This window comes from Vreelandella boliviensis LC1, from assembly GCF_000236035.1.
In the GTDB taxonomy this organism is placed as follows: Bacteria; Pseudomonadota; Gammaproteobacteria; order Pseudomonadales; family Halomonadaceae; genus Vreelandella; species Vreelandella boliviensis.
The window spans coordinates 1,763,681-1,776,136 of the sequence record NZ_JH393257.1 but is presented as its reverse complement, the minus strand read 5'-3'; the positions used below and the strand labels follow the sequence as shown (position 1 = coordinate 1,776,136).

At 53.9% G+C, this 12,456-nt stretch carries 10 protein-coding genes; 4 read left to right on the top strand and 6 right to left on the bottom strand.

What is annotated here, in order from left to right; translation table 11 throughout:
• The first annotated feature begins 54 nt into the window (after window positions 1-54).
• The 3 genes from KUC_RS07915 (at window position 55) to KUC_RS07905 (ending at window position 3,091) form a co-directional block, all read left to right on the top strand.
• The gene (locus tag KUC_RS07915; protein ID WP_007112645.1) at window positions 55-1,473 is read left to right on the top strand and encodes an aminotransferase-like domain-containing protein; all 1,419 of its coding nucleotides are present in this window, start codon (window positions 55-57) and stop codon (window positions 1,471-1,473) included.
• 137 nt (window positions 1,474-1,610) lie between these two features.
• Window positions 1,611-2,339: a transglycosylase SLT domain-containing protein gene (locus KUC_RS07910; RefSeq protein WP_007112644.1), complete on the top strand. Its 729-nt coding sequence runs from the start codon at window positions 1,611-1,613 to the stop codon at window positions 2,337-2,339.
• A gap of 11 nt (window positions 2,340-2,350) precedes the next feature.
• A complete protein-coding gene (locus tag KUC_RS07905; protein ID WP_007112643.1) occupies window positions 2,351-3,091 on the top strand; it encodes a sulfite exporter TauE/SafE family protein in 741 nt (246 codons plus the stop codon).
• Between the two features lie 88 nt (window positions 3,092-3,179).
• On the opposite strand, the gene KUC_RS07900 is transcribed toward KUC_RS07905, so the two are convergent.
• The 5 genes from KUC_RS07900 to KUC_RS07880 form a co-directional block, all read right to left on the bottom strand.
• Window positions 3,180-3,731, bottom strand: coding sequence for a cupin domain-containing protein (locus KUC_RS07900; RefSeq protein WP_007112642.1), 552 nt, complete (start codon window positions 3,729-3,731; stop codon window positions 3,180-3,182).
• A gap of 141 nt (window positions 3,732-3,872) precedes the next feature.
• Entirely contained in the window at window positions 3,873-5,324 is a 1,452-nt protein-coding gene (gene nhaC, locus KUC_RS07895) for a Na+/H+ antiporter NhaC (RefSeq protein WP_040479896.1), read from the bottom strand.
• 214 nt (window positions 5,325-5,538) lie between these two features.
• Entirely contained in the window at window positions 5,539-7,038 is a 1,500-nt protein-coding gene (locus KUC_RS07890) for an aldehyde dehydrogenase (RefSeq protein WP_040480399.1), read from the bottom strand.
• The gene (locus tag KUC_RS07885; protein ID WP_007112639.1) at window positions 7,038-8,414 is read right to left on the bottom strand and encodes an aspartate aminotransferase family protein; all 1,377 of its coding nucleotides are present in this window, start codon (window positions 8,412-8,414) and stop codon (window positions 7,038-7,040) included. Before KUC_RS07885 ends, KUC_RS07890 begins: the two co-directional genes overlap by 1 nt.
• A 35-nt stretch (window positions 8,415-8,449) precedes the next feature.
• A complete protein-coding gene (locus KUC_RS07880) occupies window positions 8,450-9,256 on the bottom strand; it encodes a gamma-glutamyl-gamma-aminobutyrate hydrolase family protein (protein ID WP_040479893.1) in 807 nt (268 codons plus the stop codon).
• Window positions 9,257-9,534: 278 nt separating this feature from the next.
• On the opposite strand from KUC_RS07880, the gene KUC_RS07875 reads away from it, so the two are divergent.
• Window positions 9,535-10,917, top strand: coding sequence for a glutamine synthetase family protein (locus KUC_RS07875; RefSeq protein ID WP_007112637.1), 1,383 nt, complete (start codon window positions 9,535-9,537; stop codon window positions 10,915-10,917).
• 85 nt (window positions 10,918-11,002) lie between these two features.
• Here KUC_RS07875 and KUC_RS07870 read toward each other — a convergent pair whose 3' ends face one another.
• Entirely contained in the window at window positions 11,003-12,295 is a 1,293-nt protein-coding gene (locus KUC_RS07870; protein WP_007112636.1) for an NAD(P)/FAD-dependent oxidoreductase, read from the bottom strand.
• Between the last annotated feature and the right edge of the window lie 161 nt (window positions 12,296-12,456).

Here is a 12,456-nt window from a genome sequence, read left to right as displayed (position 1 = left end):
TTTCGTCTAAGGGTCCGCCGTTAGTGGGTTAAGCGAGGGTAAGGAGGCATCTAGATGGATCGCAAAGAGGTCGTGCACCAACTTGTACAACTTTATGCACTCCAGCCGGAGCGGTTGAGTAAGCAGGTGCGTATTGAACAAGCAATGCGTCAGGCCATTACCCAGCAGTGGCCTTCTGGACTGCGGCTGCCCTCGCATCGCCAGCTGGCGGATGCCCTCGGCGTTGCCCGCCAAACTCTGGCACTGGCGATTCATACGCTACTCGAAGAGGCACTGCTTAAAACCGCCCATGGCCAAGGCACCTGGACTTGCCGGCCCGTTACGCCAAGCCTTACCCAGCGTGGCAATGCACAGCTCTCTTCACGCGCCCAGCGGGTACTGGATGGCCCTGGCGCTAGCGCAATACAAAGCGGTGCCTTCGTGCCTGGTATTCCTGATATCGCCCAGTTCCCGATGCGTAAATGGCGGCAGCTCTACGCCAGCGTGACGGTGCCGCAAAACGCCCTGCTGCTCTCCTACTCAACTGGTGGCTATGGGCCATTAAAGCGCGCGATACGTGATTTTTTGTCGCGCTGGCGCAATATTAGTTGCGACACGGAGCAGATCATCATCACTGACGGTACCCATAACGGCATTGAGCTATGCGCTGTGGCGTTGGCCGATGTGGGCGACACCGTTGCCATGGAATCGCCGTGCTACTGGGGAGCGCGCAATGTATTTACCGCCGCAGGTTTGGAAATCGAACCGGTAGCGTGGTTGCCAGGTCAAGGGCACATTCTTCCGCCCACTCCTGGCCCTGTAAAGTTGGCCTACCTGACCGGCTCGCACCACTACCCGCTCAGCGTGCCTACCAGTGCGGTGGATAAACAGCGCTTATGCGATGCCTTAGCGCCTGCTTATATTGTCGAAGATGATTACGAATTTAACCGCGACGACCATCCCAATCTGCTCTTCGACCCACACTCGGAGCGCCACTTGCTGGTGGGCTCGTTTTCCAAGATGATGTTTCCAGGACTGCGCTTAGGCTATTTAGTCGTTCCGCATCATTTAGCGGGGCCAATGAACCGCCTACGTAGCGAACTATTCCGCGAAGGGCGCATGCTTGATCAGGCCGTGCTGGCACAGTTTATTTTTGATGGCGATTTAGATGCCTGGTGTCGACGCATTCAGCGCGACTACTTAGGGCGCCAGCAGGTGCTTCACGATCAGCTACGCTCGCTGCCGAAGGTCCGCAGCGTTTCGCCGCCAAGCAGCGCCATCAGCCTATGTGTCGAATTTGAAGCTCACATCAATGACGTGCAGATTGCTCAAACGCTATTAAAAGAACACTTAATTGTTCGCGCATTAAGCCCGGTATGCGCAAAGGGCGACTCGCGTTCGGGGCTTGTGATGGGGGTCGGCATGCTCTCGGGTGAAACGTTAGTGCGCGAAGCCCAGCGGCTGCGGCGCTGCTTAGAGGCACTGTTACGCTAGGTGGTATTTGTGAATCACAACCAATTTCTTGATAAGGGAGTTCTTCTCAACACCTTACCCACAAGCTTTCAATAGCTTATTCACAAGCGTTTATACACAAGGACTTATCCACAAGGACTTATCCACAAGGACTTTATATGCGTCACCCTGTTGATGGTTTTATGGATGGTTATATGGATGGCTTTATGAATTGTTTTACTGCTTTTCGCTCGTCTCAACCCTCGGCGGCTGTTACTAAACTGCGCCTATGGGCGTCGCTGGCGTTCGTGCTACTGCTCTCTGGTTGCGCCACCTTTGCCCCCAACCCACCGCAAGATCAAAGCAATATTTGCGAGATTTTTCGCGAGCAGCCAAGCTGGTACGACTACGCCCAGGAGTCAGAGGAGAAGTGGGGCACACCGATTGCCACCCAGATGTCGTTTATTCAGCAGGAGTCTTCCTTTCGTAGCCATGTCCGCCCTGATCGCAAGCGTTACTTAGGCTTTATCCCTGGCCCCCGCCCCTCCTCCGCTAAGGGTTACGCCCAGGCCCAAGATCCAGTTTGGGGCGAGTACCAAGACCAGGCGGGCAGCCTGTTTTCCCGACGTACCCATATGAAACACGCCACCGATTTTATTGGCTGGTCCACCCGCCGCTCCCAGCAGCAGGCGGGCATATCGCTAAGCAATCCTGAGCACCTCTATTACGCTTATCATGAAGGCGCGGGCGGCTACCAACGGGGCACTTACCGCGGCAAACCTCAGGTATTGAGAGCGGGGAGACAAGTATCGGCCCGGGCTAACCGTTACCAAGCCCAGCTCAACGCTTGCGAAGCGGAGTTTCAGTGCCGCAAGTTTTATCAGGTCTGGCCATTCTGTCGTAGCTAAGGGCGCTGACGATGTCACTATGGATGGGAGCAGCTCTGGTTAGCGTGGTGTTTTTTACCTCCATGCTGTCTGGCGTATTTGGTATGGCGGGCGGCTTGGTACTGCTGTGGTTTCTGCTGTTGATCTTTCCGGCGGGCACGGCGATGGCGGTGCATGGCGTTATACAACTCACCGCGAATGGATCTCGAGCATGGCTCTCGCGGCGCTATATTGTCTGGCCCATCGTCGCTTTTATGACGCTTGGCGTGCTCAGTGCCGCTGGCCTGCTTCTGCTGTTCAACTACAGCCCCAATGCCGCCAGCGTATCGATTTTAATTGGCCTAATGCCCATTCTGGTATGGATGCCCAAGCGCTGGTTTCACCTGGATGCCAACCGCGCCAGCCACGCGCTGTGCTGTGGCATCGCCTCTGGAGGTTTAACGATTGCCGCAGGGGTTTCCGGGCCGCTAATCGATATCTTCTTTGTGCGCTCACGCATGGATCGCCGCCAAGTCGTGGCGACCAAGGCAATGATTCAGGTAGTGGCACACAGCATTAAAATCATCTTCTATCTCGGCGCAGCCATGGCGCTAAGCGCCGGCGAATGGGGCATTGTGCTGCTAGCGGCGCCGTTTGCGATCTTTGGCACCCACACCGGCAACCGCATTTTGCAGCGCCTCACCGATGCTAACTTCCGCGCCTGGACGCGCTGGATCGTCACAGGCATTGGCATTTTCTACTTTCTGCAAGGAATCTTCCTGCTCACCCGCTAGGGCTGCATAAGCACCAGCGGCTATTGGTTAACGGATAAAACGAGTGCAGCCAATACTTACGTAGGCAGTGACAGCCAAACCCATTATGTTAAAACGCCCTGCTGGGCGATGCGCAGCTAATGATCTTGCAGTCGCGATCGCTAATATTATGAAAACGGTGCGGTACATTAGTTTTGAAATAATATGACTCTCCCGGTCCTAGCCGCCGAACCGAGGAGCCTACCGTCACTTCTATTTCACCTTCCAGTACGATGCCAGCTTCCTCACCGAAATGGACAATCATTTCACTGCCGGTATCGGTTCCTGGCGGATAATGTTCGATCATAAACGTCAGCCCTCGGTTAGGCCGATTGGCCCCCACCAGCTTTAACGTAACGCCCCCTGTACCGATATCCACCAGCTCGTCAGGTGAATAGAAAATTTGCTCCTGATTATCAAGATCCATCGTAAAAAAATCCCCAACGCTAATCGCAAAAGCGTTGAGAATCTTCTTTAGAGAGCTGACAGACGGGCTCACTTTTCCCTGTTCAATCAGCGACAAACTGGAGTGGGTCACCCCACACTGCTTTGCCAGCTCACGCTGCGAAACCCCTCGCAGCTTGCGCAAGGAGCGCAGCCGCTCACCTACGTCATCTGTCATGCCTGGTTAACTCCCCATTGGGTTGCCGGAAATATCATTTATTGAGACTTAGTCGTCAATCAGCGCATATCATAGCGCAAAAAAAGCCCCACCGTGGTGGGGCAACTGCTCAATAAGACGACTTCAAATAGAGTTAGTTAATCAAGCGCTTGAAGCGGCCAGCTTGTCAGCCGACTCATCACGCACAGGCTCATCTTCGTAAGCAATCCGGAAACCGGTAAAACCATAAAGGATGGCAAACAATGGGCTTAGCAATGCCAGAAATGCGTAGGGCGCATAGCTGAAGGCACTGACGCCAAGGGTGGCAAACATGAAGGCACCACAGGTATTCCAAGGCACCAGCGGCGACGTCATGGTGCCAGCATCTTCTACCGTGCGAGATAGGTTTCTCAGTTTAAGCGAGCGGCGCTGGAACTCATTGGCATACATGCGCGCAGGCAGAATAATACTTAGATACTGGTCGCACCCCACCACATTGGCGGTCATTGATGTCGCCACCGTCGTGGCAATAAGGCTGCCAGTGGTCTTAGCCAGCTTGAGCAGGCTTTCTACAATAGTGCGAAAGAACCCGGCCGCCTCCAGAATACCGCCAAAGCTCATAGCAATGATGATCAGCGAAACGGTCCACATCATGGCATTGACGCCGCCATTGGTCAGCAGGTCATCCACCGTGACATTCCCCGTATCTACTGCATAGCCTTCCACAAAAATGGTGAAGCTTTCATCCAGCGGCACGCCCTGAATCACAATGGTGCAGATAAACCCCATCAGCGAGCCAACAGCCAAGGCAGGAATCGCGGGCACCTTTTTGACCATCATGACGATCACCGCCGCAGGCACCAAAAGCAGCCAGGGGCTGATGGTAAATAGCTCGTCCAAGCTAGACTGCAACGCGTCCACTTGTGCCGTACCATCACCTGAAGTGGTCATGTTCAGGCCGATAATGGTGTACAGCACCAAGGCAACCACTAGTGCAGGCACCGTGGTATAGAGCATGTAACGAATATGCTCAAATAGATTCACACCGACGACACCCGCCGCCATATTGGTGGTTTCAGAGAGTGGCGAGATCTTATCGCCAAAATAAACGCCAGAGATAACCGCACCAGCCACAATCGCAGGGTTCAGGCCGAGCCCTTCACCGACACCCATCAGGGCAATACCGATAGTGCCCGCAGCGGTCCACGCATTACCACCCGCCAGTGATACCACACAACAGATCAAACACGCGGCCACCAGGAAATAGTCAGGGGCCAACATACTCAGCCCGTAATAGATCATGGTGGGAACAATACCGCCGGCAATCCAGTAGCCGATAATCGTGCCAATGATGAGCAGAATCACAATCGCCTGAGTGGTCAGGCCTATGGAGCGCATGATGCCTGCTTCGAGGTGCTTCCAGCGGCTCCCCGTCGCAAAGGCCACACCGGTCGCCACAATGGCGCTCAAAAATAGCGGTAAATGCGGGTCAGTTTCGAAATATCCGATAAAAAATCCCAATGACGCCGCCATAAACACAATCGGTATCATCGTCGCTTTCAGACTAGGGCGCGGAGTTTCGTGGTCTTCCTTATCAAAGTGGTCAGTCGACATAGTGTCCTCACTTAATGTTTGATTATTGGTAGTATTATTTCCGTTAGGAAATCATTGCAGTGATGGCGACTCCGATCTTGTTATGCTTTTTTATTGGTTTTTCAGGCACAAGGCCTGCTTTGCGAGGGGCCACGGCTTTTGCCGTGACACCTACGTTGCTGAATCTAATCAGTAAAGGGCGATTCCCCCAGACGAAGCTCAGCACTTAGCGGTTTCAAATATTCAACGACACCCATACCGTCTTCACTTCGCAGTATTTTTCCTGCGCGTGAAGCGATTTATCACGCCCATTTCCCGACTGCTTGACGCCGCCAAAAGGCACCGTCTGATCGATGCCGGACCAGTTGTTCACATACACCTGACCGGACTGTAGCCGCCGGGAGACCCGCATGATGCGGTCGATATCCTGGCTCCAGACCCCAGCGGCCAGGCCGTAATTGCTGTCGTTGGCAAGCCCAATAGCTTGTTCTTCCGTATCGAAACCAAACACGCTCAGCACCGGCCCGAAAATCTCTTCACGACCGATGGTCATCTCTGGGGTGACGTCATCAAATATAGTGGGCGGCAGGAAATAGCCTTTGGAATTGCTGGCTTCGCCGCCCAGTTTCAGTGTCGCGCCTTCGCTAACACCCTGGCGGATATAGTCGAGCACACGCTTAAACTGCGCTTCATCGACCATGGCGCCCATAAAGCTGTCGGGGTCGAGGGGGTTTCCAGGCTGCATTTGTTCAGCAGCTTTTATTACCCTGGCGACAAAGTCCTCACGGATACTGTTCTCTACCAACAAGCGAGAACCGGCCGTGCACACTTCACCCTGATTATGGAAAATCGCTTCCGCCGCACTGCGGGCCACTGCATCAAGGTGTTGGCAATCGGCGAAAACGATGTTGGGGCTTTTGCCACCACACTCCATAAACACCCGTTTTAGATTAGATTGCCCGGCGTACTGCATCAGTTGTTTACCCACGGCGGTGGAACCGGTAAAGGCCACGCAATCTACCTGCATGGAAAGCGCCAGCGCTTTGCCCACCGTATGGCCGTAGCCCGGTAATACCTGGAAAACGCCTTTAGGGATACCGGCTTCCTGCGCCAGCTGCGCGAGACGCAATGCCGAAAGCGGTGATTTTTCCGAGGGTTTGAGAATAACGCTGTTACCCGCCGCCAACGCGGGAGCAATTTTCCAGGACGTCATCATCATCGGAAAATTCCACGGCACAATGGCGGCCACGACGCCTATCGGCTCGTGCAGCACCAGCCCCAAGGCACCATCACCCGTTGGCGCAACTTCGCCGTAAAGCTTGTCGATGCACTCCGCCTGATAGCGCAAACAGGCAATGGTGCCTGACAAATCGCCCAACGCACTGGAAATCGGCTTGCCCATATCTAACGTATCAAGCAGTGCCAGCTCATGACGGTTGGCATCCACCAAGTCGGCCAGACGCAGCAGTACCTGTTTGCGCTTGCCCGGGTCACTGCGAGACCAGCTCCCCTCTTCAAAGGCAGCGCGAGCCGCCTGTATTGCTTTCTCGGCATCTGGCGCGTCACAGCTGGCTACCTGTGCCAACGTTTCACCTGTGGCAGGGTTAATGCTGGTTAACGTACTGCCATCCATGGCGGGCACAAATTCACCGTTTACAAAAGCGCGTGTTTCAAAGTCCAGCGTTGCGGCTAGCGCCTGCCATTCAGCCAGGGTTGTGGGGGTATCAGCTACCATCATGCACTCTCCATTGGGTGTGTTACCGCCAGAGCTTCAGCGGTTTTATCTAGTGCTAAACGCGCTTTGCTCACCAGCTCGTCGATTTCACTGTGGGTAATAATTAGCGGGGGCGAGATCACCATCGTGTCGCCGACGGAGCGCATCACGAGTCCATTTTCAAAGCAGAAATCTCGGCACACATTGCCGGCAGAAAGCGCTTTATCGAAACGCTCGCCGGTGCGCTTGTTGGCTACCAGCTCTAAAGCGCCGATCAATCCCAACGAGCGAGCCTCGCCCACCAGCGGGTGTTCAGCCAGCGCTTGCCAACGTTTAGCCAGATAGGGGCCCAGGTCATCGCGGACTTTTTCAACCACCCGTTCACTTTCCAGCAGCTCAAGGTTTTTAAGCGCCACAGCGGCACAGACTGGGTGGCCGGAATAGGTAAAACCGTGGAAGAACTCGCCGCCGTCTTCGATCAGCGTATCGGCCACGCGATCTCCCACCAGCACGGCACCGATAGGCAGATAGCCCGACGATAATCCCTTGGCGATCGGCATCAAATCAGGCTTGAGCCCATAATGATTACTGCCAAACCACTCACCCAGGCGGCCAAAACCGCAAATCACTTCATCGGCAATTAGCAAAATATCGTACTTGGCCAGCACTTCTTGCACCGCGGGCCAATAGCTATCTGGCGGAATAATCGCCCCACCGGCGCCCTGCACTGGCTCAGCAATAAAGGCCGCCACGTTGTCTTCGCCTAGCGCCAGAATCTGGTCTTCAAGGGCTTGGGCACATTGCTTGCCAAACGCCTCCTGACTCATATCACGACCTTCGCCAAACCAGTACGGCTGGCAAGTATGCGCAATCCCCGGCACACAGGGGCCACCCTGATCGTGCATCGGCGCCATACCACCAAGGCTCATGCCTGCCACGGTAGAACCGTGATAGCCATTTTCCCGCGAGATAATCCATTGCTTGCCGGGTTTGCCCTTGAGTGCCCAGTAGCGGCGCACCATACGTAATACGGTATCGTTAGACTCAGAACCGGAACCGGTAAAGAACACGTGATTAATATGCTCAGGTGCCAGCTCACTTAACTTAGCGGCCAACTTCACGGCGGGGGGATGGGTGGTCTTGAAGAAGTTGTTGTAGTACGGCAGCTGTTGCATCTGCTCGGTGGCCGCATCTACTAATTCCTGGCGCCCATAACCAAGGTTCACACACCACAGACCTGCCATACCATCAAGAATCTGGTTACCCTGACTGTCATAAATATAAACCCCATCGGCGTGGGTAATAACGCGAGTGCCCTCTTCTCCTAATGATTTGAAATCGGTGAACGGGTGAAGGTGATGTTGACGATCCAGCGCTTGGTAATCTTGGGTCTGCATAGTTCGGCTCCTAATCAATTCATTGCAACAAGCTTTCAGCAGGCATCCAGCTGGGCGGCACGTTGAGTACGATGTTGGCGGCAAGCCGTTGCAAATCCCTCAAATAGTGCGTCATAAAAAGGATGGTCTTTGGAACGCCACTCTGGGTGCCATTGAACAGCCAGCGCGAAGGCAGCCGCATCGCGTACGGAAATGGCTTCAATCAAACCATCCGGCGCCCAGGCTTCTGCATCCAAACCGGGCCCCAGCTGGTCAATGCCCTGCTGGTGAAGCGAGTTCACCTCGCTATGTTCGCCGCTATAGAGCGCCGCCAAGGCGCCACCAGGGCGAATTTTCACCTTGTGAGAAGGCGCATAGTGGCCCGCCATATTGTCAGCCGACGGCTCACGGTGATCGAGCATCCCCGGTAGCGTTTGGACGGCCTGATGTAGCGTGCCACCAAAGGCCACATTCATTTCCTGAAAACCGCGGCAGATACCAAACAGTGGCAACGCATGGCGAACCGCTTCATGCACCCAGCAAAGCGCCTCTTCATCGCGCAACAGGTCGTCACGGGTATTTTCCGGGGCGCGCTCAGCGCTATAGCGGTCTGGGGAGACGTTGGTATAGCTGCCGGTTAACATCAGACCATCCAAACGGCTTAGTAACGCGGTGGTCTCTGCGGCACGCTGCTCAGGTGTCAGCATATCGACGGCCAACACAGGAAGAATCACCGGCGTGACGCCGTAGCGGTAGAGCGCCTGTAGGTATTTGTCGGTCACCATCTGGGCGGAATGACCTTCCACCTCTCGGCAACAAGCGATAACACCCACTAATGGGCGGGGAGAATAAGTTGCTTGCATAGTCAATACACTTTGCCAGTTGTTATGTTTTATTCAACAGTCACTTCAACATAGCGCGGCTTGTTTTATTTTCCAATGCCAAAACGTTATTTTTGGAAAAATAATCAACAAGGTATTGATAAGTATATAAATAAAATTTTTTCTTGAATCAAAATAATAAAAAAACAGATTTTTTGTTATTAAATATTTGACACTCTACTCAACCGGAGCAAGGATAATGTTAGTGAAACACTACCACTGAGTTACCTCCAACATTGCACAAAAACAAGGGTCAGCGTATGTCTTCCGCCCATAATATCGACAGTGAAACTTCAGCTTTTTTAAATAGTTACCCGGACATCACCAGCATAGATCTATTGATCAGCGACCTGAATGGCGTTATCCGCGGCAAGCGCATTCCTATCGACAATCTCGAAAAAGTATTTGAAAAAGGCATCTACTTACCGGCCTCATTGTTCGCATTAGATATCAATGGCAACACGGTTGAAGAAACCGGGCTAGGGCTCTCCAGCGGCGACGGCGACCGCGTGTGCCGAGCCATTCCCGGTACGCTCAACCCAGTCACCTGGATGAGTAACAACCACAATGGCCAGCTATTGATGACCATGGAAGAAATGGACGGCACGCCTTTTTTCGCCGATCCACGCCAGATTTTGCGGCGTATCCTTGGGCAGCTTTCTGATCTTGGCTTAACCCCAGTGGTCGCGCTTGAACTGGAGTTTTATCTTGTCGATCGGCAGCGCTGTGAAGACAACTTGATCCAGTCACCGCAATCGCCCGCGAGTGGCGAACGGGCAACTCAAAGTCAGCTCTATTCAGTGCTTGAGTTAGACGAGTACGCCGATTTTATTGATGATTTACAAAGCGCCGCCCAGGCACAGGGACTGCCACTGGATACCGTGTTGAAGGAGTGCGCACCGGGTCAGTTTGAAGCTAATTTGATTCATACTGATGACGCCCTTCGGGCCTGCGACTATGCCGTACTGCTTAAGCGGCTAATCAAGGGCGTGGCATTGCAACACGGTTTTGAAGCCACCTTTATGGCCAAGCCTTACGGCCAGGAAGCCGGTAGCGGCACCCATGTTCACATCAGCCTGCTGGATGACAATGGTAATAATATCTTTGCCGAAAACAGTGATGACCCACTGGAAAGCAAAGCACTGCAACACGCCGTGGGCGGGCTGCTGGAATTAATGCCGTACTCCATGGCGCTACTGGCCCCTAATCTCAATTCGTTCCGCCGTTTTCAGGAAGGGTTCTACGTGCCCATGGCGCCGACTTGGGGGTACGACAACCGTTCCGTGGCGGTACGCATTCCGGCTGGTTCGAAAGATGCTCGACGCATTGAACATCGAGTGGCCGGCGCCGACGTCAACCCATACTTGCTACTGGCCACCGTGCTGGCATCAATCTACTACGGACTAACTCAACAGCGTCAGCCCGTCGAACCGATCATTGGCAACGCCTATGAGCAAGTCCCACCAGAGCTAACCAATAGCTGGACCGAGGCGCTGCATCTGCTCAGCAATAATCGCGTATTCGGCGAACTACTGGGGGCAGATTTCATTCATGTGTTTGTCGCCAACCGCCATTCCGAGCGCGCTGAAGCAATGCGTGAAGTCAGCACCATGGAGTACGATTGGTATTTGCGGCATGTCTGAGTTGATAAGCAAGGGGAAAGTTAGATAAGACAGCAAAACGGGTTGGCGAATGTATTCGCCAACCCGTTTCCAAGCAGTTATCCAACTAAATGGCCAGCCGATCACGCATGGCGTAGAACCACGCTCCCATCGCAGAAAGCGGCACGCGAAACAGTCGCCCACCAGGCATTGGCAAGTGGGATATCTGCGCAAAAGCTTCAAAACGCGCCTCTTCACCGCTAATGGTTTCTGCCACTAATTTGCCTGCCAGGTGCGAACAGGTTACTCCGTGACCAGAGTACCCCTGAGCGTAATAGACATTGCTGTTAATACGCCCAAACTGCGGCAAACGATTAAGTGTCAGCAGGAAGTTACCGCTCCAGGCGTAATCAACTCGGACATCTTTTAGCTCAGGAAACGTCATCAGCATTTTCGGCCGAATGGCTGCTTCAATACTGGCAGACGCCTGCCCGCCATAATTGACCCCGCCGCCATAAAGCAACCGGTTATCAGCAGTTAGGCGGTAGTAATCCAACAGATAATTGCAGTCCTCCACGGCCCTATCGTTAGGCAGTAATTGCGTCGCCAATGCTGCTGACAATGGCTCTGTGGTGATGATCTGGGTACCGCAGGGCATGGCTTTGTTTTCCAGCTTAGGTAACAACCCTTGCAAGTAGGCATTGCCTGCCATCACCACCCGCTGGGCCGTCACGCGCCCCTGGGGCGTATGTAACGTCACCGGCTCTCCGTGTTCCAACTGGGTAACGGGCGAGTGTTCATAAATCTTGCCGCCCAGCGACTCCAACGCTGCCGCCTGCCCCAGCACCAGATTGAGGGGGTGCAGATGACCACCCGAGTGATCCACCAGGGCACCCACGTAGCGTTCGCTGCCAATCTCTCGCTTCACCTCGTCGCCTTCCAGCAGCTCCAACGCCCGATGGCCGTAGCGCTCCCACAGTGCTTTGTGTTCCTTTAAGCCTTCCCACTGTTTCTTATTGCAGGCAGCAAACAGGTTGCCCTCTTTCAGATCGCAGTGAATATCGTATTGAGCAATACGCTGGCGAATAATCTGGTTACCCTCAAACGCCATGGCACCCAGCGCACGGGCGGTTTCCGCACCGTTCTGCTGCTCAATGACATCCATATCACGGCTATAGCTATTGACGATCTGCCCACCGTTGCGCCCAGACGCCCCGAAGCCAATCGCCACACTCTCCAGCACTACCACGCGATGGCCGCGCTCTGCCAAATGCAGTGCCGCCGAGATACCCGTAAACCCGGCCCCCACCACACAAATATCACAGTCGATATCGCCGCTAAGTGGTGGTCTTAGCGGCCCAGCATTGGCTGACGCCGCGTAGTAAGAGGCCACATGACCAGAAGCCGCTTGAGGTTGCATTCGCCACCCTCCGGTTGTTAATTATTTTAAACATCCGATCATATATACCACCCCACAACTTCGCAAGTTGGCGATATTTTATCGTAATTTCAATGACCAAATGGCTGTTTCACTATGAACGCCAGACAAAAACGCATGTTGATAAAAAGCAACACTTAACC